Consider the following 23,491-nt stretch of genomic DNA (forward strand, 5'->3'; position numbering starts at 1 on the left):
ACCTGCGACTGGCGCGACGGCGACCTCTGGTGATCATGCGTCCGGCTTGGTGCAGACCAGGATCAGCGTTCCGGGGACGAGCGCCCCGCGCGCCGGGGACCACTGCCCCCACACCTGCGTCCGGCCCGGCGTCCACTCCGGCTCGACCATGTCGACCAGCACCAGGCCGGCGCCGACGACGGCCCGCACCCAGTCGCCGACCGTCCGGTGGTGCTCGACGTAGACGATCTGCTCCGCGTCGTCGGTCTCCACGTACGGCCGCCGGTCGAAGTAGGAACCGGTGACCCGCAGGTCGTCGGGATCGGGCGAGTCGGGGAGCGGCCAGCGCATGGGGTGGTTCACCGACGCGACGAACCGGCCTCCGGGCCGCAGCACCCGCGCGACCTCGCGCAGCGCGCCCTCCACGTCGGCCACGAACGGCAGCCCGCCGAACGCCGAGCAGGCCAGGTCGACGCTCGCGTCGGCGAGCGGCAGCGCGCCGGCGTCGCCCTGCACGAGGGGGACGTCGACGCCGGTGAGCGTGTTCAGCGCGGCGGCCCGGACCAGCATGCCGCCCGACAAGTCCAGCCCGATCGGCTCGGCCCCGGCCCGGCGCAGCCAGCGCGAGCACGGCGCGGAGCCGCAGCCGATCTCGAGCACCCGCCGGCCCGCGACGTCGCCGAGCAGGTGCGCGTCGTCCTCCCGCAGCCCCTCCGGGCACCAGAGGAAGTCGACGTCGCCGAGGTCGCGGCCGTGCTCGGCGAGGTAGGCCGGCGCCGCGGCGTCCCACCACCGGCGGTTGGCCCGCGCCGACTCCGCCGAACCGGCGTCCCGGCGGGCCACGCCGCTCGCGGCCGGGTAGCCGTCGGTGCCGAGTGGAATGGGGTCGGCGGGCGGGGGAGCGCTCATGTCCTCTCCAGCGTGGCACGCGGGACGGCGGTGCAGGGGCTTTCGACCCAGGTGGACCGACCACCCCCGGCGTCCGTACCATGGGAATGCGCCAGAGGTCTGTCAGCGTTGTGCCCCTGTCCGGGGAACGGCGCCCGCCGGCTCTCCCCGCTCTTCCCCGCGGTCAACCGGCCGCGGGTGTCCCTGTCCCTACGCATTCCCCGTCCGGAGCACTCGACCACATGACCTCCACCCAGGTCCGTCCTTCCAGCACTCCCCAGATCGCGGTCAACGACATCGGCACCGAAGAGGACTTCCTCGCCGCGATCGACCAGACCATCAAGTACTTCAACGACGGCGACATCGTCGAAGGCGTGATCGTCAAGGTCGACCGGGACGAGGTGCTGCTGGACATCGGCTACAAGACCGAGGGTGTCATCCCCTCGCGTGAGCTCTCCATCAAGCACGACGTCGACCCCAACGAGGTCGTCAAGGTCGGCGACGAGGTGGAGGCTCTGGTTCTCCAGAAGGAGGACAAGGAAGGCCGCCTGATCCTGTCCAAGAAGCGCGCCCAGTACGAGCGCGCCTGGGGCACGATCGAGGCCAAGAAGGAAGCCGACGAGGTCGTCACCGGCACCGTCATCGAGGTCGTCAAGGGTGGCCTCATCCTCGACATCGGCCTGCGCGGGTTCCTCCCCGCGTCGCTGGTCGAGATGCGGCGCGTCCGCGACCTGCAGCCCTACGTGGGCCGCGAGCTCGAGGCCAAGATCATCGAGCTCGACAAGAACCGCAACAACGTCGTCCTGTCCCGCCGGCAGTGGCTGGAGCAGACGCAGTCCGAGGTCCGCAGCGAGTTCCTCAACAAGCTCGCCAAGGGCCAGGTGCGCACCGGCGTCGTCTCCTCGATCGTCAACTTCGGCGCGTTCGTCGACCTCGGCGGCGTCGACGGCCTGGTGCACGTCTCCGAGCTGTCCTGGAAGCACATCGACCACCCGTCCGAGGTCGTCGAGGTGGGCCAGGAGGTCACCGTCGAGGTCCTCGACGTCGACCTCGACCGCGAGCGGGTCTCCCTGTCGCTGAAGGCGACGCAGGAGGACCCGTGGCGTCAGTTCGCCCGCACGCACCAGATCGGCCAGGTCGTGCCCGGCAAGGTCACCAAGCTGGTGCCGTTCGGTGCGTTCGTCCGCGTGGACGAGGGCATCGAGGGTCTGGTCCACATCTCCGAGCTGGCCGAGCGCCACGTGGAGATCCCGGAGCAGGTCGTGCAGGTCGGCGACGAGATCCTCGTCAAGGTCATCGACATCGACCTCGACCGGCGCCGCATCTCGCTGTCGCTCAAGCAGGCCAACGAGGGCGTCGTCGGCGAGGAGGACGTGTTCGACCCGGCCGCCTACGGCATGGCCGCCAGCTACGACGACCAGGGCAACTACATCTACCCCGAGGGCTTCGACCCGGAGACCGGCGAGTGGCGCGAGGGGTACGACACGCAGCGCGAGGAGTGGGAGCGGCAGTACGCCGAGGCCCAGGCCCGCTACGAGGCGCACCGCAAGCAGATCGCGGCGGCCAAGGAGGCCGACGCGGAGGCTGCGGCCGGCGGCAACTACTCCAGCGGTGGCGAGACCGAGACCGGCGACACCACCGGTGGCGGCACGCTGGCCAGCGACGAGGCGCTCGCCGCGCTGCGGGCCAAGCTCGCCGGCGGGGAGTGATCGCCGTCAGGTAGCCGCCTGACATCGCGACGACGAGAGGCCCGGAACCCCATGGGGTTCCGGGCCTCTCGCTCTCTCGCGCTCCGTGCGAAGGCACGAGAAGAGCCCCGCGGACGACGTCTCGTCCGCGGGGCTCCCTTTCTCCCCTGGTTAGAGACTCAGGATGATCGCGAACGCCGTGCGGGGGCGGCCGCCGGACGTCGCGAGGAAGTTCCAGGTGTGCCGGCCGGCCGGGGCCGTGGGCAGCAGCCAGCGCAGGAAGGCGTTGCGCGGCTGGGTGTCGCGGCCCTCGGCGAACAGCCGCTGACGGACGGCGGGGAGGTCGGTGACGCGCAGCCCGCCGGCGCGCTCGATCCGGTGCCGACCGGGGCCGCGGCCCGTCGTCGGGGTGGTCGGGCGGGTGTGCAGGGGACGGGACATTTCGGTTCTGCCTCTCTCGGCGGGGAAGATCGCCGAGACGGACGTTATGGGTGGTAACTCCTGTGACTGGTGCGACGCGCCGGGCGGGATGGACGCGTGTTGCCGATCCGTGACCAATTGCGGGCCGCGATCGGTCGCCGGATAGGTTCGCCGGGTGCTGAACATCGGGCTGACCGGCGGGATCGGATCGGGGAAGAGCACCGTCTCCGCCCTGCTGGCCGAGCGCGGGGCGGTGATCATCGACGCGGACCGGATCGCCCGGGAGGTCGTCGAGCCCGGGACGCCGGGGCTGGCGGCCGTGGTGGCGGCGTTCGGGGACGCCGTCGTCGGCCCGGACGGCTTCCTGGACCGGCCCGCGCTCGCCGCGGTCGTCTTCGTCGACCCGGCGGCGCGGGCGCGGCTGGACGGCATCGTGCACCCGCTCGTGCGCGCGCGGGCCGCCGAGGTGGCCGCTGCGGCCCCGCCGGACGCCGTCCTGGTGCACGACATCCCGCTGCTGGTGGAGACCGGCCAGGCGGAGCGCTACGACGTCGTCCTCGTCGTGCGGGCCGACCATGCCACGCGGGTGGCCCGGCTCGAGGCGCGCGGCATGGCCGCGGACGACGCCCGCGCCCGGATCGCCGCGCAGGCCACCGACGAGCAGCGCGCCGCGGTCGCCGACGTCGTCCTGGACAACAGCGGCACCCGGGAGGAGCTGGCCTCCCAGGTGGACCGCTTCTGGACCGAGCAGGTGCTGCCGCGGGTCAGCTCGGCGTGATGACCACCTTCAGCGCCTCGTGCGCCGCGGCGTTGCCGAACACGTCGTAGGCCTCGTCCAGCTGGTCGAACGTGAACGAGTGGGTGCCCATCTTCTCCGCGGGGATCCGGCCGCCGGCGACCATCTTCAGCAGCGTGGGGATGGAGACGGTGTCCACCAGGCCCATCGTCAGCGTGACGTTCTGGATCCACATCTCCTGCATGGGCAGCTCGACCGGGACGCCGTGGACACCGATGTTGGCGATCCGGCCGCCGGGCCGGACCAGCGCGGCCGTGGTGCGCAGCGTCTCCGGGTAGCCGACCGCCTCGATGGCGACGTCCACGCCGAGGCCGTCGGTCAGGGCCTTGACCGCCTCGACGGTGCCCGGGCCGACCTCGACGACGTCGGTGGCCCCGAACTCGAGGGCCTTCTGCAGCCGGAACTTGTTGGTGTCGACGGCGATGACCCGCGACGCGCCCCACAGCCCCGTGGTCAGGACGGCGGCCAGCCCGACCGCGCCGGCCCCGACGACGGCGACCGTGTCACCCGGCCGGACCCGGCCGGCCAGCACGCCGACCTCGTACCCTGTCGGCAGCGAGTCGGCGAGAAAGATCACCTGCTCGTCGGTGAGGCCCTCGGGCACCGCGTAGAGCGAGGTGTCGGCGTAGGGCACGCGGACCAGCTCGGCCTGCGTGCCGTCGATGAGGTGCCCGAAGATCCACCCGATGCCGCCGACCGTCTGGCAGTGCGAGGGCATGCCGCGCTGGCAGTACTCGCAGCGGCCGCACTTGGTGATCGCCGGGACCAGGACCCGGTCGCCGACGGCGAACCCGCGCACGGCGTCCCCGACGGCGGTCACGGTGCCGACCGCCTCGTGCCCGAGGATCCGGCCGTCGGTCACCGCCGCGACGTCGCCGTGCAGGATGTGCAGGTCGGTCCCGCAGATCGTGGTGGTCTCCACGCGGACCACGACGTCGGTGGGCTCCTGGACCGTCGCGTCCGGGACGTCCTCCCAGGCCTTGCTCCCCGGTCCGTGGTAGACGAGCGCCTTCATCTCTGCCTCCGGTGATCCGTGCGGCTGGCTCGGTCCGGGGGACGCTAGGGCGCCGGGCGGTGCCCGGGCGTCCCAGATTGAGACATCGGGCCAGGGGGAGAGGCCGGCGTCGCCCGTTGCCGATGGATCCCGGAACGGGCGAAGCCCCGGGTCGGCGACCCGGGGCATCGATGTGACGTGGGCGATACTGGGTTCGAACCAGTGACCTCTTCCGTGTCAGGGAAGCGCGCTACCACTGCGCTAATCGCCCGAGCCCGGCCTTGCGGCCGGTCCCACCCACCTCGCGAGAGGCGACGAGGTGGAGACGGGATTTGAACCCGTGTAGACGGCTTTGCAGGCCGTTGCCTCGCCTCTCGGCCACTCCACCGCACACGGGCGCCGGCCTGGTGGACCGACGCCCGAGGTTCCGAGCGGACGACGGGATTCGAACCCGCGACCCTCACCTTGGCAAGGTGATGCTCTACCAACTGAGCCACGTCCGCGTTGCGTCGAGAACTTTACACGGACCCGGAGGGGCCGTGGAGCAGGGGGTCGGACAGCGCGTCCGGATCCCTCGTTCTCGCAGGTCAGCGCCCCGTCGGGTCCGCCCCGCCATTGGACAGCAGCACCGTGAGCTCGTCGTCGAGGTCGAGCACCGCCGCTTCCGAGCCGACCGGGACCAGCGCCTCGGTCTCCCGGAGGAACGCCGAGAGGGTGGCCCGGGACAGCTCGAACAGCGCCTCGCCGGACGGCGCGCGCAGGTGCAGGAAGAGGACGTCGGCCGTGGCGGAGGCCGGCCAGACGCGGACGTCGCCGTCGCCGGCCGGGCGGTCCATCCCGACCCGCAGCAGGTCGCGGCCGACCAGCCAGGTGACGCCGTCGTCGGCGGCCTCGGGTCCGGCGACGTCGCCGAAGGTGATCCGGACGGCGAAGGGATCGGCGGCCTCGTAGCTGAGGAGGGCCGGTACTTCCGTCCACGACCGCGGCCCGATGAGCTGCAGCGTGAGAGGACAGGAGTACCGAGAGGTCGATCCGTGCGCCATGTTTCTCACAACGACGGTGTGCCCCCGTGGTGACGAGTCGATTCATGAAACGCCGCACCAGTCACACCAGCCCCACCGACCACAGGGGCCAGGGCGAACCGGAAGGCCTGCCCGCAGCGAAGGGAACGTGTGACGATGGGAGCTGTGAGCCCCCCGGATAGGCGCTCGGCGGAAGACCTCGCCGACGCGACCCTCGTGCGCAGGATCCGCGCGGGGGACAGGGGAGCGGTCGACGACCTCTACGAGCGGTTCCGCCGCCCGGCCTTCGCCCTGGCGCGACGGATCCTGGCCGACGACGTCCTGGCCGAGGACGTGCTGCAGGACGTGTTCCTCAGCGTCTGGCGCGACCCGTCGGCGTACGACCGGGCCCGCGGCAGCTTCGCCTCCTGGCTGCTGGCGATGGTGCACCACAAGGCCGTCGACGCCGTCCGCCGCGAGGAATCGCAGCGCCGTCGGCAGTCCCGCGCCGGCGAGGAACTGGTGCTCGCCGCACCCGTCGAAGCGCAGGACGTGGAGGCGGAGGCCTGGGCCCGGGTCGTCTCGGAGCGGGTGCGCAGCGCGCTGGGCCTGTTGCCGGCGGCGCAGCGCGAGGCGCTCACCCTGGCCTACTACGGGGGCTACACGCAGCGGGAGGTGGCCGCGCTGACCGGTGCCCCGCTGGGCACCGTGAAGACCCGCATGCTCGCCGGCATGCGCCGGCTCAAGGAGGAGCTCGGGGGTGTCGCGGGCGGGGCCTCCCTGGGTGGCGCCCTGGGCGGTCCGGCGCCCGTCGACGGGAGCAACCGGTGAGCGGCGACCCCCGCGCGCGGCGCGGTGGCGACCACGCCCTGTTCGACGAGCTCGCCGTCGGCTGGGCGCTGCACTCGCTGGAGCCCGAGGACGAGGCGCTCTTCGTCCGCCACCTGCCCGACTGCGCGCGCTGCGCCCGCACCGTCTCCGAGACGTCGGAGGTCATGGCCGCGCTCGCCGCCGACCTGCCCGCCGCCGAGCCGTCGGCGCAGCTGGGCGACCGGCTGCGCGCGGCCGTCGAGCGCACCGAGCAGGTGCCGCTGCCGGCCCCCGACGACACCTCCGATCTGGCCGAGCTCGACGACTTCGACGAGCCGGTCGACGAGCCGGCGCCGCCGCGGCGGGCCACCGGCTTCCCGCACTACGAGCACGTCAGCGCCGCGAGCGTGCCGACCCCGACGCCCTGGCGGCGGCTGCTGCCCTCGCTCCTCGTCGCCGCGGCGGTGGTGGTGATCCTCGCTCTGGGCACCTGGAACGTGATGCTCAGCGAGGCGCGCACGAGCGCCGAGAGCGCCGCGCAGCAGCAGTCCGAGGTCCTGCACAGGGTGCTGCAGCCCGGCCAGGCCACGATCGCCCGGCTCGCGGACGAGGCGGGGCACGAGGTCGCCACCGTCGTGGCGCGCCCGGAGTCGGTGCAGGTGGTCACCGACGGCCTGGCGGTCAACGACCGGACCCAGTCCGTCTACGTCGTCTGGGGCATGCGGGACAGCGGAGCCGTGCCGATCGGCACCTTCGACGTGGATCGGGCCCAGATGGACCTGAGCACCGTAGGCTCCTCCGACGAGTCCGGGCTCGACGGCTACCCGGCGTACGCCATCAGCCTCGAGCGCGGCCGCTCGGCACCGCCGGTGCCGTCGGACGTCGTCGCACGAGGGCAGGTGACCAGCTGAGCGCACAGGGGACCGCGCCGGACACCGGACCCCGCGACCGGGAGACCTCCGAGGAGCGGCGCGACCGGTACGACGCCGACGAGTTCCGCAGCCTGCGCGAGCGGATCCGGGACACGAAGTGGCGCAAGCGGATCGCCGGGCGGCGGTCCCTCGATCACCCGTACCGGATCGGCGTGGGCATCATCGGCGGGCTCATCGTCGCCTTCGGGCTGGTCACGATCCCGCTCCCCGGCCCCGGCTGGCTCACCGTGATCGCCGGCCTGTTCGTGCTGGCCACCGAGTTCACCTGGGCCGAGCGGCTGCTGGAGTACACGAAGAAGCAGGTCAAGCGCTGGACCGACTGGGTGACCTCGCAGCCGGTGTGGGTGCGCATCGTCATCGCGCTGGCCACGGCCCTGTTCGTCTACGGCGTCGTGGTGCTGGTGCTGCACGTGTTCGGCGTGCCCAGCTGGGTGCCGGGGTGGGTCCCCCTCTGGCACTGATCGTCTCGTACACTCGTCGGGGTCGCGGGCGATTGGCTCAGTGGTAGAGCGCTTCGTTCACACCGAAGAGGTCACTGGTTCGAACCCAGTATCGCCCACCGCGCCGAAGGGCCAGGTCGGTCGTGGACCTGGCCCTTCGTCGTTCCCGGCGCCGGTCAGCGGGCCCGGTAGTGCGCGTGGATCAGCCCGGAGTCGAAGGCGCGCTGGTCGACCAGCTCGAGGTCGAGGCGCACGCCGTCGGGGAAGAACCGCTTCCCGCCGCCGACCACGCTCGTCGTCACGAAGAGGTGGTACTCGTCCACCAGGCCGGCCGCGATCGCCTGGGCGGCCAGGTTCGGGCCGTCGACGCTCAGATCGTGATCGGTCTCGTCCTTGAGCCGGCGGACGGCGTCCGGGTCGAAGGTCCGTTCGATCCTGGTCCTCTCGCTCGCCACCGACTCCAGCGTCGTGGAGTAGACGACCTTGTCGGCGGCCTGCCAGTCGCGCGCGTACTGCACGATGTGCGGCGGCGCGTCGGGCAGGGAGTGAGCGGTCTCCCAGAAGACCATCGACTCGTACATGCGCCGCCCGTAGAGGAACGTCCGGACCGGGCGGAAGAGGTCCCCGATGAAGGTGTGCACCTCCTCGACCTCGGCCCCGGAACCCAGGTCGCCCTCGGCTGCCTCCGCGTAGCCGTCCAGCGAGGTGATCATCGAGTAGACGAGCTTGCCCATGCAGCCTGTGACCTGCGCCGGACCCGGAACTGATCGGGGTCGGCGAGGCGACGCCCTAGGTTGACGGGATGGCGCGCCGTCGCATCGAGCGATCCGAGTCCTTCACCGAGTCGGTCGCGGACCCCACGGAGCCGGACGGCGCACGGGAGATCCCGAACCTGGCAGCGCAGGAGCGGATCACCGACGCCGATGGAGTGGTCTGGCGGCGCCGCGGCAGGGACTTCGTCGACGAGAAGCGGTTGCGGAAGCTGCTCCGGGATCCGGCGGTGCGCGTCGTCCACGACTACCTCGGGGAGGTCGCCGACGTGCCCCCGGACGACAGGACCGCCTTCTGGGAGCGCGCACTGGACCTCATGGCCCGCTCCGCGCACTCCGACTTCGTCGCCGCCGAGTTCACGAACGAGTCCCACGCTCATCTGCTCGTCGTGCACGAGTACTGCTGAAGCCTCGATAGCCTCCGGACGTGCGACTCCTCGAGGGCGTGTTCGTGCCGGCGGTCACCCCGTTCGACGAGTCCGGCCGGGTGGACGTGGCCTGCCTCGAACGACTGCTGGCCGGGTTCCTCGACGACGGCGCCGCGGGGGTCGTGGCCCTCGGGACGACGGGGGAGGCCTCGGCGCTGGACGACGCCGAGCGCCGCGCGGTCGTCGACGCCTGCGCTCGCGTCTGCGCCGACCGCGGCGCGCCGCTGGTCGTCGGCGCGGGCACGAACGACACCCGGACGACGATCGCCCGGCACGAGGAGCTCGCGGGCGTCCCCGGCGTGGTCGCCTCCCTCGCCGTCGTCCCGTACTACGTGCGGCCGTCGGAGCCCGGCATCGTCGCGCACTTCGCGGAGGTCGCCGAGCGCTCACCGGTCCCGCTCGTCGTCTACAACGTCCCGTACCGCACGGCACGCGGGCTGGGCGCCGACGCGCTGCTCGAGCTCGCCGCGCACCCGCGGATCGTCGGTGTCAAGCAGGCGGTCGGCGGGGTGGACGCCGACACCCTGCGGTTGCTCGCCGCGGCGCCGCGGGACTTCGCCGTCCTCGGTGGGGACGACGCGTACCTGCTGCCCGTCGTCCTCATGGGTGGGGCCGGTGCGATCGCCGCCGCCGCGCACGTCCGGACGGCGGACTTCGTGCAGATGATCGACGACGGCCTGGCCGGCCGGGTCGCCGAGGCGCGCGCCCGCGCAGAGGCCCTGCTGCCCGTCGTCCTCGCGCTGTTCGCCGAACCCAACCCCGCGGTGATCAAGGGCGTGCTGCACGCCCAGGGCCGGATCCCCACGCCCGACGTCCGCCTGCCGCTCACGCCGGCGTCCAAACCGGCCGTCGACGACGCGCTCGCCCTGCTCCGGTAGCGCACGATGGGGGAGTGCCCCAGCTCGACCGCGCCGACCGGCTGACGGCGATCCTCGAGCGGGACGGGCCCACCTGCGTCTGGTGCGGCCGCGCCTTCGGCCCGCTGATCCGGCCGACCACCGAGCACGTCGTCCCGCGGGTCAAGGGCGGCCCGTCGCGGCTGGAGAACGAGGTGGCCGCCTGCGGCCGGTGCAACCGCGAGCGCGGGCACCGCACCCCGGTGGAGTGGCTGGAGGCCTGCGAGCGCCGCGGCTGGACGCCGGACGCCGACCGCCTGGCCCGCGTGCTCGCCGCGCTGGAGGAGGCGATCGCCCGCGAGGGCGGCCAGCGGCGCGCGCGGCCCTACCTCGACGCCCAGCTCCGCCGGTTGCGCCGCCGGGAATCCGCGCGCGGAGACGGTCCGGGTCGTCGTAGCGTGGCGATGTGAACGGCGTCGTCGGCACGGTCGACCAGGTGAGCGTCTACCCGGTGAAGAGCCTGGCCGGGCGCACCGTGGCCGAGGCGCGCGTCGAGCCCGCCGGCCTGGTCGGCGACCGGGCCTGGGCCGTCGTCGACGCGACGACGGGGGAGCGGGTGACGGTCAAGACGACGCCCGAGCTCGCCGAGGTCGTCGCCACCGGGGACGACGAGGCCGACACGATCACGCTCACCGAGGTGCTCGGCCGCCCGGTGCGGCTGCAGCGGACCTCCGCGGAGGCCCCGCAGGTCGACGCGGCCGCGGTGCACCTGGTCAGCCGCTCGGCGATCGACCGGGCCGCCGGCGGCGACGTCCCCGCCGGGTGCTCGGCCGACGACCCGCGCGCCAACCTGCTGCTGAGCCTCGACGGCGACGAGGACGAGCGCGCCTGGGTCGGCCGCAGCCTGCGGATCGGCGAGGTGGAGCTCACCGTCACCCGCCCGCCGAAGCACTGCCTCGGCGTCTACGCCGAGGTGCGAACTCCCGGCCGGGTCCGCCCCGGCGACCCGGTCGAACTCCTCTCCTGACCGGCTGCCCGCGTTCCGGGCACTAACCTTCTGACTGACCTGGCCGACGGGCCAGGTCCTCCGCCGACCCCCTTGGAGCCCCTCGTGTCTGCCGCACCCCTCCCCGCCGCGCTCGCCCCGATCCGGGTGCCGGCCGGGACCACCGCGGCCGACGCGCTCAAGGAGGCCGGCGTCCCGCTGAAGGGTCCGGACGGCGCCGTCGTCGTCCGCGACCTGGCCTCCGGCGACCTCAAGGACCTCGCCTGGACGCCGGACGCCGACGCCTCGGTGGAGCCGGTGCCGGCCGCGAGCCCGGAGGGCCGCGCGGTCATCCGCCACTCGACGGCGCACGTGCTCGCCCAGGCCGTGCAGGAGGTCTTCCCCGGCACGCGGCTGGGCATCGGCCCGCCGATCGAGAACGGCTTCTACTACGACTTCGACCCCGAGCGGCCGTTCACGCCCGAGGACCTGCAGGTCCTCGAGAAGAAGATGACCGAGATCGTCCGGGCCGGGCAGCGCTTCTCCCGGCGCGAGATCAGCGACGCCGACGCCAAGGTCGAGCTGGCGCACGAGCCGTACAAGCTCGAGCTGATCGACCTGAAGGGGAGCGGCAACGACGACGCCGAGGGCGCCTCGGTCGAGGTCGGCGGCGGCCAGCTGACGATGTACGACAACCTCGACGCCCGCACCGGCGAACGGGTCTGGACCGACCTGTGCCGCGGCCCGCACCTGCCGCGCACGAACAACATCCCGGCCTTCTCCCTCACCCGGTCGGCGGCCGCCTACTGGCGCGGCAACGAGAAGAACCCACAGCTGCAGCGGATCTACGGCACGGCGTGGGAGAGCAAGGACGCGCACAAGGCCTACCTGGAGCAGCTGGCCGAGGCCGAGCGCCGCGACCACCGGCGCCTGGGCGCCGAGCTGGACCTGTTCAGCTTCCCCGACGAGATCGGCTCCGGCCTGGCCGTCTTCCACCCCAAGGGCGGGGTGATCAAGCGGGAGATGGAGGACTACGTCCGCCGGCGGCACATCGAGGAGGGCTTCCTCTACGTCGGGACGCCGCACATCACCAAGGAGCACGTCTTCGAGCTCTCCGGCCACCTGCCGTACTACGCCGACACCATGTTCCCGCCGATGGAGCTGGAAAACGCGAAGTACTACCTCAAGGCGATGAACTGCCCGATGCACAACCTGATCTTCAGGTCGCGCGGGCGGTCCTACCGCGAGCTGCCGCTGCGGTTCTTCGAGTTCGGCTCGGTCTACCGCTACGAGAAGTCCGGCGTCGTCCACGGCCTGACGCGGGTGCGCGGGCTGACGCAGGACGACTCGCACAGCTACGTCACGCCCGAGCAGGCGCCCGGCGAGATCCGCCACCTGCTGTCGTTCGTGCTCGGCCTGCTGCGCGACTTCGGCCTCGACGAGTACTACCTGGAGCTGTCCACCCGCGGCGACGACCCGGACAAGCAGGACAAGTTCATCGGATCCGACGACCAGTGGGAGATCGCCACCAAGGTGCTCGAGGAGGCGGCCCGTGAGACCGGCCTCGAACTCGTGCCCGACCCGGGCGGCGCGGCCTTCTACGGGCCGAAGATCTCCGTGCAGGCGCGTGACGCCATCGGCCGGACGTGGCAGATGTCGACGATCCAGTACGACTTCAACCAGCCGGCCGGGTTCGGTCTGGAGTACACGGCCGCCGACGGCAGCCACCAGCAGCCGGTGATGATCCACTCGGCCAAGTTCGGCTCGATCGAGCGGTTCTTCGGGGTGCTCACCGAGCACTACGCGGGTGCCTTCCCGGCCTGGCTCGCGCCGGTGCAGGTGGTGGGCATCCCGATCACCGACGAGCAGATCGGCTACCTGGAGGACGTCGCGCTGAGGCTGCGCGAGCGCGGCATCCGGGTGGAGATCGACGACTCCGACGACCGGATGCAGAAGAAGATCCGGACGGCGAGCAAGCAGAAGATCCCGTTCGTGCTGATCGCCGGCGCCACGGACGCCGAGGCCGGCGCGGTCTCCTTCCGCTACCGCGACGGCAGCCAGCGCAACGGCGTGCCGATCGCCGACGCCGTCGAGCAGGTCGTGAACTGGGTCGCCGCCCGGCACAACGCCGACCCGACCGCCGAGGTCCCGGTGTGAGCCAGCAGGACGAGCAGTACCGGGTCGCCGTCGGCAACGACGGTCGGGCGTCCGTGGGTGAGACGTCCGATCAGCCGTACCGCGTGCCCGTGTCCAACGACGAGAACGGCCCGGCGTCGGTGTTCGAGCACCTCTGGACGCCCTACCGCATGGCCTACATCCGCGGCGAGGGCAAGCCCACGGGCGACCACGACTGCCCGTTCTGCCTCATCCCGAAGATGGGCGACGAGGAGGGGCTGATCGTCGCGCGGGGCCGGACGGTGTTCGCCGTCCTCAACCTGTACCCGTACAACGCCGGGCACCTGATGGTGGTCCCGTACCGGCACGTGCCCGACTACACCGACCTGACCGTCGAGGAGGTCGCCGAGCTCGGCGACCTCACCCAGACCGCGATGCGGACCATCCGCGCGGTCAGCGGCGCGCACGGGTTCAACATCGGGATGAACCAGGGCCACATCGCCGGCGCCGGCATCGCCGACCACCTGCACCAGCACGTGGTGCCGCGGTGGGGCGGCGACACCAACTTCATGCCGGTGATCGGCCTGACCCGGGTGCTGCCGCAGGTGCTCACCGAGACGCGCCGGTTGCTCGCCGATGCCTGGGCCGAGCACGCCGACACGGGTGCGGAGGCCTGAGTGCTCGGCATCAACGCGCGTCCGAAGGTGGCCAAGGTGCTCTCGCCCGTGGTCACCCGGCTGGCGCGCTCGGGCATCACGCCGGACATGGTCACCCTGACCGGCACCCTGGGCTCGATCGCCGCCGCGGTGTTCCTGATCGGCACCGGCCACCTGTTCTGGGGCGCGTTCGCCGTCACCCTGTTCGTCCTGCTCGACATGCTCGACGGGGCGCTGGCCCGGGCGCGCGGCGGCGGCTCGCTGTTCGGGGCCGTGCTGGACTCGACCGGCGACCGCGCCTCGGACGCCGCGATCTTCGCGTCGCTGGCCTGGTGGTTCTCCGGCGGCGGCGACAACCGGCTGCTGGTCCTGCTCGCGCTGATCTGCCTGGTGCTCGGTGTGCTCACCTCCTACGTCAAGGCGCGCGCCGAGGGTGTGGGGCTGTCCGCCGACGTCGGCATCGTCGAGCGCACCGAGCGGCTGATCCTCGTCCTGGTCGGCACCGGCTTCCTCGGCCTGGGCGTGCCGTACGCCCTCCACGTGGCGCTGTGGCTGCTGCTGGTCGGCAGCGCGATCACCGTGGGCCAGCGGTTCGTGGCCGTCCACCGCGCCGGCCGCCGCCCGCTGCCGACCGCCGACCCGGTCCCGCCGACCACGCCGGCGCCATGAGCGTGGTGGTCGAAAAAGCCCCCGGACTCCGCGCCCGCGCCGGCGCGGCGCTCACCGACGCCGGCTTCGCCGCCGGCTGGGGTGCGGTCAAGCTGCTGCCCGAGGGGCTGGCCCGCCGCGCCTTCGACGCCGGCGCCGGCTGGGCCGCCCGCCGCGACGGCTCGGGCACCCGGATGCTGCGGGCCAACCTGCGCGTCGCGACCGGCGGGAAGCTGAGCGAGACCGAGCTCGACGAGCTGACCGTCCGCGGGGTGCGGTCCTACGCCCGCTACTGGCGGGAAGCGTTCCGGCTGCCGACCATCCCCAAGGACGGCATCGTCGGCAAGACCGAGTCGCCCGGCGTCGAGCACATGGAGAAGTCGCGCTCCGACGGCCGGCCGGTGATCCTCGCGCTGCCGCACAGCGGGAACTGGGACGCGGCGGGGGTGTGGTTCGTCGACTGGCTCGGCGGCCCGTTCATGACCGTCGCCGAGCGGCTCAAGCCCGAGTCGCTCTACCGCCGGTTCCTCGAGTACCGCGAGTCGCTGGGCATGCGGGTCGTGCCGCTCACCGGCGGCGAGCGGCCGAGCTCCACCGTGCTGCGCGAGTGGCTCAACGACGGGCGCTCGGTCTGCCTACTCATGGACCGCGACCTCGGCAGCTCCGGGGTCCCGGTGAGCTTCTTCGGCCGGCCGACGACGATGCCCGGCGGTGCGGCCCTGCTGGCCGCGCAGACCGGCGCGGCGCTGCACCCGGTGATCTGCCAGTTCCGCGAGGGCGGCTGGCGGCTGATGATCCACCCCGAGGTGCCGCTGGACGGCGGCGCGCGGCTCAAGGACCGGGTCGCGGTGGCCACCCAGGGCGTGGCGGATGCGTTCGTGGACTCCATCTCCGCGCAGCCGGAGGACTGGCACATGCTGGGCCGGATCTGGTCGGATGTGCAGCGCGATCCCCCGAGGAGAGGGGTGTCCTGATGCGCATCGGCCTGGTCTGCCCCTACATGTGGGACACGCCGGGCGGGGTGCAGTACCACGTGCGCGACCTGGCCGAGACCCTCCGCGGGCTGGGCCACGACGTCGAGGTGCTCACCCCGGCCGAGAGCGAGGAGTCGCTGACCGAGCCCTGGATGACCTGGGCCGGGCGGACCGTGCCGATCCCGTACAACGGCTCGATGTCCAGCGTGCACTTCGGGCCGGTGTCCGCCGCGCGGGTGCGGCGCTGGCTGCGCGAGGGGCACTTCGACGTCGTCCACGTGCACGACCCCGCGGCGCCGTCGATCGGGTTGTCGGTCTGCATGCTGGCCGAGGGCCCGATCGTGGCCACGTTCCACGCGGCCACCGTCCGCTCGAAGTGGCTGACCGTCTGGGGCCCGATGGTGCGGCCGTGGCTGGAGAAGATCAGCGGCCGGATCGCCGTCTCCGACTTCGCCCGCCGCGTCCAGGTCGAGCACCTCGGCGGCGACGCGGTGATCATCCCCAACGGCGTGCACGTCGACGTCTTCGCCGAGGGCCCGTCGCTGCCCGGGCACACCCGCGGGGTGGACGGGCCGACGATCGGCTTCCTCGGCCGCTACGACGAGCCGCGCAAGGGCCTGCCGGTGCTGCTCGAGGCGATGCGCACCGTCGTCCGCCGCCACCCGGGGGCGCAGCTGCTCATCGCCGGACGCGGCGACCCCGAGGCGCTGCAGGAGCTGGTCGGCGCGGACCTGCGCCCGCACGTCGCGCTGCTCGGCGAGCTGACCGAGGAGGACAAGGCGGCGTTCCTGCGCTCGGTCGACGTCTACTGCGCGCCGAACCTGCTCGGGGAGTCCTTCGGGGTGATCCTCATCGAGGCGCTCGCCGCCGGCGCGCCGATCGTGGCCAGCGACCTCGCCGCCTTCAGCGCGGTGCTGGAGGACGGCGCCGCCGGGGTGCTGGTGCGCCGCGGCGACGCGGCCGCGCTGGCCGGCGCGATCGGCGACCTGCTCGTCGATCCGGTGCGCCGAGCGGAGCTCTCCGCGCGGGGGCAGGAGGTGGCGGCGGGCTACGACTGGTCGGTGCTCGCGCAGCGGATCCTCGCCGTGTACGAGACGGTGATCGTCCCCGGCGGCGGCGAGGTCACCGCCACGGGCGGCGAGGAGATCCTGCTCACACCGGACGGCCCCGGTCGGGGGACCCGTCGGGCGCGGGTGCGGCGATAGCGTCAGGCCCCGTGACGACGACCGGGGTGTGGCTGCTGGTGGCGGCTGTCGTCGTCCTGCTGCTGCTCGCCTGGACGCTGTGGACGCTCACCCGGCTGCGCCGGCTCTCCGGCCGGGTCGACCGCGCGTGGACGGCGCTGGAGACGCAGCTGCAGCGCCGGGCCGGGCTGGCCGACGAGCTCGCCCGCGAGCACCCCGACGCGCTGGGGGAGGGGACGGCGCAGCGGCTGGCCGAGGCCGCGGCGGCGGTGCGCACCCCACCGGGCGGCGACCGGGAGCTGGCCGAGAACGCGCTGGGCCGGGAGCTGCGCGAGCTGCCCGCCGGCCTCGCCGTCCCGGCCGCGCTGCAGGCCGACCTGGCCGGCACCGGCACCCGCCTGCAACTGGCCCGCCGGTTCTACAACGACGCCGTCCGCGACACCCGCGACCTGCGGCACCGCCGGCTCGCCCGGCTCCTCCGGGTGCACGCCGGGCGACCGCTGCCGCGGTTCTTCGACATCGACGACGGCCTGGGGCCGGCGCTCGGCGCGGCTCCGCCCGCCGATCGGGGTGCCGACCGGCCGTAAGATCGGTCGTTCTTTCCACACGACAAATGAGGCACGCAGTGGCAGCGCACGAGACGTCCGAGAACGGCACCGGCACCGACCTGGTCAAGCGCGGCATGGCCGAGCAGCTCAAGGGCGGCGTCATCATGGACGTCGTCACCCCCGAGCAGGCCAAGATCGCCGAGGACGCCGGCGCGGTCGCCGTCATGGCCCTCGAGCGGGTCCCCGCCGACATCCGCGCCCAGGGCGGGATCGCGCGGATGAGCGACCCGGACATGATCCAGGGGATCATCGACGCCGTCTCGATCCCGGTGATGGCCAAGGCGCGGATCGGCCACTTCGTCGAGGCGCAGGTGCTGCAGGCGCTCGGCGTCGACTACATCGACGAGTCCGAGGTGCTCACCCCGGCCGACGAGGCGCACCACATCGCCAAGCACGAGTTCACCGTGCCGTTCGTCTGCGGCGCGACCGACCTGGGCGAGGCGCTGCGCCGGATCGCCGAGGGCGCGGCGATGATCCGCTCCAAGGGTGAGGCCGGCACCGGCAACGTCGTCGAGGCGACCCGGCACATGCGGGCCATCCGCGCCGGCATCAAGCGGCTGGGCACCCTCGACGAGACCGAGCTCTACGTGGCGGCCAAGGAGCTGCGCGCGCCCTACCCGGTCGTGGCCGAGGTGGCCCGGCTCGGCAAGCTGCCGGTGGTGCTCTTCACCGCGGGCGGCATCGCCACCCCGGCCGACGCGGCGATGATGATGCAGCTCGGCGCCGAGGGCGTCTTCGTCGGCTCGGGCATCTTCAAGTCCGGCGACCCGGCGCAGCGCGCGGCCGCGATCGTGCAGGCCACCACCTTCTTCGACGACCCCGCCGTGATCGCCAAGGTCTCCCGCGGTCTCGGCGAGCCGATGGTCGGGATCAACGTCAGCACGCTGCCCGAGTCCGAGCGGTACGCGACCCGCGGGTGGTGAGGACGCCGCACGTCGGGGTGCTCGCGCTGCAGGGCGACGTCCGCGAGCACCTCGCGGCGCTGCAGGCGCAGGGCGCCGAGGCGACCACCGTCCGCCGTCCCGAGGAGCTCGAGGCGGTCGACGGGCTCGTGCTGCCCGGCGGGGAGTCGACCACGATCGCCAAGCTGGCCGACCGGTTCGGGCTGCTGGACCCGCTGCGCAAGGCGGTCGCCAACGGCCTGCCGGTCTACGGCTCGTGCGCCGGGATGATCCTGCTCGCCGACCGGCTGCTCGACGCGCCGCCGGACCAGGAGACGATCGGCGGGCTCGACGTCACCGTGCGGCGCAACGCCTTCGGCCGGCAGGTCGACAGCTTCGAGGCCGACCTGTCGCTGGAGGGCCTCGACGGGGGACCGGTGCACGCCGTGTTCATCCGCGCGCCGTGGGTGGAGGAGGCCGGCGAGGCCGTGCAAGTGCTCGGCCGGGTCGTGGGCGGACCGGCCGACGGTAGGATCGTGGCCGTCCGCCAGGGGAATCTGGTGGCCACCAGCTTTCACCCGGAGCTGACCGGGGACCGCCGGGTGCATGCGCTGTTCGTGGACGTGGTGCGCGCCCACCTGGCCGGGGAGGCCGGCGCCGACGCCGGGAACGAGGAGGTAGCACCGTGAGCGGCCATTCCAAGTGGGCGACGACGAAGCACAAGAAGGCCGCGATCGACGCCAAGCGCGGCAAGCTCTTCGCCAAGCTCATCAAGAACATCGAGGTCGCGGCCCGCACCGGCGGCGGCGACCCGGCGGGCAACCCGACGCTCTACGACGCCATCCAGAAGGCGAAGAAGTCCTCGGTCCCGAACGACAACATCGACCGCGCGGTCAAGCGGGGGTCCGGCGCCGAGGGCGGCGGCGCGGACTGGCAGACGATCATGTACGAGGGCTACGCCGCGGGCGGGGTCGCCGTGCTCATCGAGTGCCTCACCGACAACCGCAACCGGGCCGCCTCCGAGGTCCGCACCGCGATGACCCGCAACGGCGGCTCGATGGCCGACCCGGGCTCGGTGTCCTACCTCTTCTCCCGCAAGGGCGTCATCGTGGTGCCGAAGGCGCAGGAGGGCGGCGCCGAGACCGACGAGGACTCGGTGCTCCTGGCCGTGCTCGACGCCGGCGCCGAGGAGGTCCGCGACCTCGGGGACACCTTCGAGGTGATCAGCGAGCCGACCGACCTCGTCGCCGTCCGCACCGCGCTGCAGGACGCCGGCATCGACTACGACTCGGCCGAGGCCGGCTTCGTGCCGAGCACCACGATCGAGCTCGACGAGGACGGCGCCGGCAAGGTGTTCCGGCTCATCGACGCCCTCGAGGACTGCGACGACGTGCAGAACGTCTACGCCAACTACGACGTGTCCGACGAGGTGCTCGAGAAGGTCGACGCCTGAGGCTCGTCTGCCCCAGCGACCTCGCGGCGTCGCACCCTGCACACCTGTTCGGCCGGTACCGGGGTTCGGGGCCGCGGCGTCCTTAGCGTGCCCGCGTGGCACGGAAGGGGAAGCGGCGACGGCTCGGCCGGCTGCTCGTCCGTGTCACCGCGCTCGGCCTCGCCGCGGGCGTCGTCGGGCTCACCTCGTCCGCCTCGGTCGCGGAGACCCCGGCGCTCGCCGACGACGTCACGGCCCTGCGGATGCCGGTCCCGGTGACCGACCTGACCCGGCTGCGCGCCGACGTCCCCCCGGGCTACGGGACCGTCGCCGAGACCCAGGCACGCGAGGGCGCGGAGGCCGCCGCTGCCGCCGCCGCAGCAAAGGCGGCCGCCGACGCCGCGGCCGCCCAGGCCGCGGCCGCCGCGCCGCGGGCAGGCTCCTCGTCGTCCCGGACGTCGGCGTCCCCCCGGACGTCGACACCGTCGGCCGCACCGGCGGCGGGCGCGACGCTCCCGCTGGGACTCGACCCGGGCCGCTCCACGCAGGTGGTCACGGTCGTGGCGTCGTCCTCCCGCGCGACCACGGCGAAGCTCACCGCCTGGGAGCTCGGCCCGAACGGCTGGACGGCGGTGCTCGGTCCGGTGACCGCGCGGATCGGCTCGGCCGGCGTCGGGCAGGCGAGCGAGAGCACCACCCGCACCCCGGCCGGCGTCTTCTCCCTCAGCGAGGGCTTCGGCCGCCAGGGCGACCCCGGCACCGGGCTGCCCTACCGCGTGGTCGACGGCCTGGACTGGTGGGTCTCCGACGTCAACAGCCCGCTGTACAACCAGCACGCGCGCTGCGCCCCGGGCACCTGCCCGTTCGACGAGTCGGTGAGCGAGAACCTGCAGGCGGCCGGTGCCGTCTACGACTACGCGCTGGTCATCGACTACAACCGGGGCGGGACGCCGGGCGCCGGCTCGGCCTTCTTCCTGCACGTGAGCAACGGCTCGCCCACCGCCGGGTGCGTGGCCATCGACCGGGGGAGTCTGGTCACGCTGATGCGGTGGCTGGACCGCGGCAGCCGGCCGCTGATCGCCATCGGCGTCGGCTGAGGCGCGACGCGCCGCCGCCGGGTCTCGCGCCCTGCCGGTCCGGCAGGCTAGCGTGGGTCGAACACCCGTTCGGCTGCTGTGGGGGGAGACGGGGCATGCGCGTCCTGGGCATCGACCCGGGTCTCACCCGGTGCGGTTGGGGCATCGTCGACGGCCGGCCCGGCTCCCGCCCGACCGCGGTCGGCGTCGGGGTGATCCGCAGCTCGGCCGAGCTCGACCTGGAGCTGCGCCTGCTCGAGCTGCACACCCAGGTCACCGCGCTGCTGCGCGAGCACCGGCCCGACGTGGTCGCCATCGAGCGGGTCTTCACCCAGAACAACAAGGGGACGGCGATGGGCACCGCCCAGGCCGCCGGCGTCGCGGCGCTGGCTGCCGCGCAGGCCGACCGGCCGGTCGCCTGGCACACCCCCAGCGAGGTCAAGGCGGCCATCTCCGGCAACGGCCGCGCGGACAAGGAGCAGGTCACCCTCATGGTCACCCGTGTGCTCGGGCTCTCGGCGGCGCCGAAGCCGGCCGACGCGGCCGACGCGCTCGCCCTGGCCGTCTGCCACGTCTGGCGCGGTCCGGCCCAGACCCGGCTGCGGACCGCCGCGCTGACCGGCGGCCTGGGCGCCCATGTCGCGCCGCGCACGCTGCCGCGCTGGCAGGGGGTGGCCCGGTGATCGCCTCGGTGAACGGCCGGGTCGCCGCGGTCTCGCCCGACGGCGCCGTCGTCGAGGTCGGTGGCGTGGGCCTCGCGGTGCAGTGCACCCCGGGCACCATCGCCCGGCTGCAGGTGGGGGAGAACGCGCGGCTGTCGACCAGCCTCGTCGTCCGCGAGGACTCGCTGACCCTCTACGGCTTCGCCGACGACGACGAGCGCCAGCTGTTCGAGCTGCTGCAGACCGCCAACGGCGTCGGCCCGCGGCTCGCGCAGGCGGTGCTGGCCATCCACCCGCCGCGCGAGGTCCGCCGCGCGGTGACGATGGGCGACCTCAAGGCGCTCATGCAGGTGCCCGGCATCGGCAAGAAGGGCGCCGAGCGGCTCGTGCTCGAGCTGCGCGACCGGCTCGGCGCGCCCACCGGCGACACCGCCCTCGACGGGCCGGGCCTGCCGGCGCTCGGTGGTCCGATCACCCCGGTCGCGCCCTGGCGCGACCAGCTCGTCTCCGCCCTGCTCGGTCTGGGCTGGACCGGCCGCGAGGCCGACAACGCGCTCACCGCGCTCGCCCCGGTCGCTGACGAGCAGATCGCCACCGACGGCCAGGTGGACGTCGCCGTCCTGCTGCGGCAGGCCCTGCAGATCCTGGGTCGCTCATGACCAATCCCTTCGACATCCCCATGACGGCGGAGCTCGCCGAGGGCTACGGTCGCGACTTCTCGGTGTCGGCGGGGGCCGGCGACGAGGAGCGGGTGGTCGAGTCCGCCCTGCGGCCGCACTCGCTGGCCGACTTCATCGGCCAGCCCAAGGTCGCCCGCCAGCTCGACCTCGTGCTCGAGGGCGCCAAGCGCCGGGGCCGGCCGCCGGACCACGTCCTGCTCTCCGGGCCGCCCGGGCTGGGCAAGACCAGCCTCGCGCTGATCATCGGCTCCGAGCTCGGGACGTCGGTGAAGATCACCAGCGGCCCGGCCATCGAGCGCTCCGGCGACCTCGCCGCGATGCTGTCCAACCTCGCGCCGGGCGACGTGCTGTTCATCGACGAGATCCACCGGATCGCCCGTCCCGCCGAAGAGCTGCTGTACATGGCGATGGAGGACTTCCGGGTCGACGTCGTCGTCGGCAAGGGGCCCGGGGCGACCGCGATCCCGCTGGAGATCAGCCCGTTCACCCTGGTCGGCGCCACCACCCGGGCGGGCCTGCTCACCGGCCCGCTGCGCGACCGGTTCGGCTTCGTCGGGCAGATGGAGTTCTACGAGCCCGAGGAGCTGCAGCGGGTGCTGGCCCGCAGCGCCGCGCTGCTCGGCGTCGAGCTGACCGACGAGGGGTCGGCCGAGATCGCCGGCCGCTCGCGCGGCACACCCCGCATCGCCAACCGGCTGCTGCGCCGGGTGCGCGACTTCGCCGAGGTCAAGGCCGACGGCCGGGTCACCCGCGAGGTCGCCCGCGCGGCGCTGGCGCTCTACGACGTCGACGAGCTCGGCCTGGACCGGCTGGACCGCTCGGTGCTCGACGCGCTGGTCACCAAGTTCGGCGGTGGCCCGGTCGGGGTCGCGACCCTCGCCGTGGCGGTGGGGGAGGAGCCGCACACGGTCGAGGAGGTGTGCGAGCCGTTCCTGGTGCGCGCCGGCCTGCTCGCGCGCACACCCCGTGGGCGTGTCGCCACCGAGGCGGCATGGCGGCACCTCGGAATCCCCGTTCCGCGCGGGGCCGGGGTCCTCGGTTCCCTCCCAGGGGTCCCACACACACCAGGGTCGTCGTCAGAGACGCTGTTCGACGCTTAGACTGCTTGTCGCTGGCGCGCAAATCGTCCGGCCGCGGCCGTGCGTGTCCCGCCCGGTTGCGCCGTGCCGACGGTGATGGCGCCACCACCGGACGCACCCGAGCGTCCCCGACGGGGGCGCACCCACCGTGCAGACGCTGCACGGTAGAGAGGCACACCAGTCGTGGACAAGTACTTCCCGCTCATCCTGCTCGCTCTCGCGGCAGTGCTGCTGTTCGTGCTGCCTGCCCGGCAGCGCAAGCGGATGCAGGCGCAGCAGCAGTCGATGCGGGACTCCCTCGCTCCCGGCACCCCGGTGATGACCACCAGCGGCATGCACGCGACGGTCGTCGGCAAGGGGGAAGGCACCGTCGACCTGGAGCTCTCGCCCGGCGTCGTGGTCACCTTCGCCCAGCAGGCGATCCTCGAGGTGCGCAAGCCGGCCGGTGAGTTCCCCGCCAGCCCGGCCGAGCCGGACCTCCCGGGTGAGGACGGCGCCGACGGTCGGCCGTCCGACGGCCCGCGCTGAC

28 protein-coding genes and 4 tRNA genes are annotated in these 23,491 nt (G+C 73.3%); 24 read left to right on the plus strand and 8 right to left on the minus strand.

The window, feature by feature from the left end; translation table 11 throughout:
* Positions 1-33 precede the first annotated feature (33 nt).
* On the minus strand, positions 34-888 hold the full coding sequence (locus GGQ55_RS20620; protein ID WP_179719954.1) for a class I SAM-dependent methyltransferase: 855 nt from the start codon (positions 886-888) through the stop codon (positions 34-36).
* A gap of 221 nt (positions 889-1,109) precedes the next feature.
* On the opposite strand from GGQ55_RS20620, the gene rpsA reads away from it, so the two are divergent.
* Positions 1,110-2,576: a 30S ribosomal protein S1 gene (rpsA, locus tag GGQ55_RS20625; RefSeq protein ID WP_179719956.1), complete on the plus strand. Its 1,467-nt coding sequence runs from the start codon at positions 1,110-1,112 to the stop codon at positions 2,574-2,576.
* A 150-nt stretch (positions 2,577-2,726) separates the two neighbouring features.
* Here the strand turns inward: rpsA and GGQ55_RS20630 are convergent, their stop codons facing one another.
* A complete protein-coding gene (locus GGQ55_RS20630) occupies positions 2,727-2,996 on the minus strand; it encodes a hypothetical protein (protein ID WP_179719957.1) in 270 nt (89 codons plus the stop codon).
* Between the two features lie 154 nt (positions 2,997-3,150).
* Here GGQ55_RS20630 and coaE point away from each other — a divergent pair, with 154 nt between their 5' ends.
* Complete coding sequence (gene coaE, locus GGQ55_RS20635; RefSeq protein ID WP_179719959.1) at positions 3,151-3,753, plus strand: dephospho-CoA kinase; 603 nt, start codon at positions 3,151-3,153, stop codon at positions 3,751-3,753.
* Here coaE and GGQ55_RS20640 read toward each other — a convergent pair.
* The 5 genes from GGQ55_RS20640 to GGQ55_RS20660 form a co-directional block, all read right to left on the minus strand.
* Complete coding sequence (locus tag GGQ55_RS20640; RefSeq protein ID WP_179719961.1) at positions 3,740-4,786, minus strand: alcohol dehydrogenase catalytic domain-containing protein; 1,047 nt, start codon at positions 4,784-4,786, stop codon at positions 3,740-3,742. The genes coaE and GGQ55_RS20640 overlap by 14 nt on opposite strands.
* A 178-nt stretch (positions 4,787-4,964) precedes the next feature.
* Positions 4,965-5,036, minus strand: a tRNA-Val gene (locus GGQ55_RS20645).
* A 46-nt stretch (positions 5,037-5,082) separates the two neighbouring features.
* Positions 5,083-5,153: transfer RNA gene (locus GGQ55_RS20650), tRNA-Cys, on the minus strand.
* Positions 5,154-5,195: 42 nt separating this feature from the next.
* Positions 5,196-5,268 (minus strand) — tRNA-Gly (locus GGQ55_RS20655).
* Between the two features lie 84 nt (positions 5,269-5,352).
* On the minus strand, positions 5,353-5,808 hold the full coding sequence (locus tag GGQ55_RS20660) for an SsgA family sporulation/cell division regulator (RefSeq protein WP_179719963.1): 456 nt from the start codon (positions 5,806-5,808) through the stop codon (positions 5,353-5,355).
* A 135-nt stretch (positions 5,809-5,943) separates the two neighbouring features.
* Here GGQ55_RS20660 and GGQ55_RS20665 point away from each other — a divergent pair, with 135 nt between their 5' ends.
* The 4 genes from GGQ55_RS20665 to GGQ55_RS20680 all read left to right on the plus strand — a co-directional run bounded on the left by GGQ55_RS20665 (position 5,944) and on the right by GGQ55_RS20680 (position 8,067).
* Positions 5,944-6,597, plus strand: coding sequence for a sigma-70 family RNA polymerase sigma factor (locus GGQ55_RS20665; RefSeq protein ID WP_218859362.1), 654 nt, complete (start codon positions 5,944-5,946; stop codon positions 6,595-6,597).
* Positions 6,594-7,487, plus strand: a complete 894-nt coding sequence (locus GGQ55_RS20670; RefSeq protein WP_179719968.1) for an anti-sigma factor domain-containing protein — start codon at positions 6,594-6,596, stop codon at positions 7,485-7,487. The genes GGQ55_RS20665 and GGQ55_RS20670 overlap by 4 nt, the downstream gene beginning before the upstream one ends.
* Positions 7,488-7,618: 131 nt before the next feature.
* Positions 7,619-7,969 carry a TIGR02611 family protein gene (locus GGQ55_RS20675; RefSeq protein ID WP_366490357.1) on the plus strand — a complete coding sequence of 117 codons (351 nt, stop codon included), beginning with the start codon at positions 7,619-7,621 and terminating at the stop codon, positions 7,967-7,969.
* A 26-nt stretch (positions 7,970-7,995) separates the two neighbouring features.
* Positions 7,996-8,067, plus strand: a tRNA-Val gene (locus GGQ55_RS20680).
* A gap of 57 nt (positions 8,068-8,124) precedes the next feature.
* Here the strand turns inward: GGQ55_RS20680 and GGQ55_RS20685 are convergent.
* On the minus strand, positions 8,125-8,682 hold the full coding sequence (locus GGQ55_RS20685) for a dihydrofolate reductase family protein (protein WP_179719970.1): 558 nt from the start codon (positions 8,680-8,682) through the stop codon (positions 8,125-8,127).
* 68 nt (positions 8,683-8,750) lie between these two features.
* Here GGQ55_RS20685 and GGQ55_RS27270 point away from each other — a divergent pair, with 68 nt between their 5' ends.
* The 18 genes from GGQ55_RS27270 to yajC all read left to right on the plus strand — a co-directional run bounded on the left by GGQ55_RS27270 (position 8,751) and on the right by yajC (position 23,490).
* On the plus strand, positions 8,751-9,125 hold the full coding sequence (locus GGQ55_RS27270) for a hypothetical protein (RefSeq protein ID WP_246323845.1): 375 nt from the start codon (positions 8,751-8,753) through the stop codon (positions 9,123-9,125).
* A 20-nt stretch (positions 9,126-9,145) separates the two neighbouring features.
* Positions 9,146-10,024: a 4-hydroxy-tetrahydrodipicolinate synthase gene (gene dapA, locus GGQ55_RS27275; RefSeq protein ID WP_366489859.1), complete on the plus strand. Its 879-nt coding sequence runs from the start codon at positions 9,146-9,148 to the stop codon at positions 10,022-10,024.
* Between the two features lie 14 nt (positions 10,025-10,038).
* Positions 10,039-10,452 (plus strand): HNH endonuclease, encoded by a 414-nt coding sequence (locus GGQ55_RS27280; RefSeq protein ID WP_366489861.1) that lies wholly within the window; start codon positions 10,039-10,041, stop codon positions 10,450-10,452.
* Positions 10,449-11,009 carry an MOSC N-terminal beta barrel domain-containing protein gene (locus GGQ55_RS20695; RefSeq protein WP_179719972.1) on the plus strand — a complete coding sequence of 187 codons (561 nt, stop codon included), beginning with the start codon at positions 10,449-10,451 and terminating at the stop codon, positions 11,007-11,009. Before GGQ55_RS27280 ends, GGQ55_RS20695 begins: the two co-directional genes overlap by 4 nt.
* Before the next feature lie 84 nt (positions 11,010-11,093).
* Entirely contained in the window at positions 11,094-13,124 is a 2,031-nt protein-coding gene (gene thrS, locus GGQ55_RS20700; RefSeq protein ID WP_179719974.1) for a threonine--tRNA ligase, read from the plus strand.
* Positions 13,121-13,759, plus strand: a complete 639-nt coding sequence (locus GGQ55_RS20705) for an HIT family protein (RefSeq protein ID WP_366489865.1) — start codon at positions 13,121-13,123, stop codon at positions 13,757-13,759. Before thrS ends, GGQ55_RS20705 begins: the two co-directional genes overlap by 4 nt.
* On the plus strand, positions 13,760-14,407 hold the full coding sequence (gene pgsA, locus GGQ55_RS20710; RefSeq protein WP_179719976.1) for a phosphatidylinositol phosphate synthase: 648 nt from the start codon (positions 13,760-13,762) through the stop codon (positions 14,405-14,407).
* Positions 14,404-15,360, plus strand: a complete 957-nt coding sequence (locus GGQ55_RS20715; RefSeq protein ID WP_179719978.1) for a phosphatidylinositol mannoside acyltransferase — start codon at positions 14,404-14,406, stop codon at positions 15,358-15,360. The genes pgsA and GGQ55_RS20715 overlap by 4 nt, the downstream gene beginning before the upstream one ends.
* Positions 15,360-16,565, plus strand: coding sequence for a glycosyltransferase family 4 protein (locus GGQ55_RS20720; RefSeq protein WP_179719980.1), 1,206 nt, complete (start codon positions 15,360-15,362; stop codon positions 16,563-16,565). Before GGQ55_RS20715 ends, GGQ55_RS20720 begins: the two co-directional genes overlap by 1 nt.
* 11 nt (positions 16,566-16,576) lie before the next feature.
* Complete coding sequence (locus GGQ55_RS20725) at positions 16,577-17,131, plus strand: LemA family protein (RefSeq protein ID WP_179719982.1); 555 nt, start codon at positions 16,577-16,579, stop codon at positions 17,129-17,131.
* Between the two features lie 38 nt (positions 17,132-17,169).
* Positions 17,170-18,075 carry a pyridoxal 5'-phosphate synthase lyase subunit PdxS gene (gene pdxS, locus GGQ55_RS20730; RefSeq protein ID WP_436277837.1) on the plus strand — a complete coding sequence of 302 codons (906 nt, stop codon included), beginning with the start codon at positions 17,170-17,172 and terminating at the stop codon, positions 18,073-18,075.
* The gene (gene pdxT / locus GGQ55_RS20735) at positions 18,072-18,722 is read left to right on the plus strand and encodes a pyridoxal 5'-phosphate synthase glutaminase subunit PdxT (RefSeq protein WP_179719986.1); all 651 of its coding nucleotides are present in this window, start codon (positions 18,072-18,074) and stop codon (positions 18,720-18,722) included. Before pdxS ends, pdxT begins: the two co-directional genes overlap by 4 nt.
* On the plus strand, positions 18,719-19,486 hold the full coding sequence (locus GGQ55_RS20740) for a YebC/PmpR family DNA-binding transcriptional regulator (RefSeq protein WP_179719988.1): 768 nt from the start codon (positions 18,719-18,721) through the stop codon (positions 19,484-19,486). The genes pdxT and GGQ55_RS20740 overlap by 4 nt, the downstream gene beginning before the upstream one ends.
* 95 nt (positions 19,487-19,581) lie before the next feature.
* Complete coding sequence (locus tag GGQ55_RS20745; RefSeq protein WP_179719990.1) at positions 19,582-20,562, plus strand: L,D-transpeptidase family protein; 981 nt, start codon at positions 19,582-19,584, stop codon at positions 20,560-20,562.
* Between the two features lie 95 nt (positions 20,563-20,657).
* A complete protein-coding gene (gene ruvC, locus GGQ55_RS20750) occupies positions 20,658-21,224 on the plus strand; it encodes a crossover junction endodeoxyribonuclease RuvC (protein WP_179719992.1) in 567 nt (188 codons plus the stop codon).
* Complete coding sequence (ruvA, locus tag GGQ55_RS20755; RefSeq protein ID WP_179719994.1) at positions 21,221-21,862, plus strand: Holliday junction branch migration protein RuvA; 642 nt, start codon at positions 21,221-21,223, stop codon at positions 21,860-21,862. Before ruvC ends, ruvA begins: the two co-directional genes overlap by 4 nt.
* A complete protein-coding gene (gene ruvB / locus GGQ55_RS20760) occupies positions 21,859-22,983 on the plus strand; it encodes a Holliday junction branch migration DNA helicase RuvB (protein ID WP_301332150.1) in 1,125 nt (374 codons plus the stop codon). Before ruvA ends, ruvB begins: the two co-directional genes overlap by 4 nt.
* A 162-nt stretch (positions 22,984-23,145) precedes the next feature.
* Positions 23,146-23,490, plus strand: a complete 345-nt coding sequence (gene yajC / locus GGQ55_RS20765; RefSeq protein WP_179719996.1) for a preprotein translocase subunit YajC — start codon at positions 23,146-23,148, stop codon at positions 23,488-23,490.
* Position 23,491 lies beyond the last annotated feature (1 nt).

Source organism: Petropleomorpha daqingensis (assembly GCF_013408985.1).
In the GTDB taxonomy this organism is placed as follows: domain Bacteria; phylum Actinomycetota; class Actinomycetes; order Mycobacteriales; family Geodermatophilaceae; genus Petropleomorpha; species Petropleomorpha daqingensis.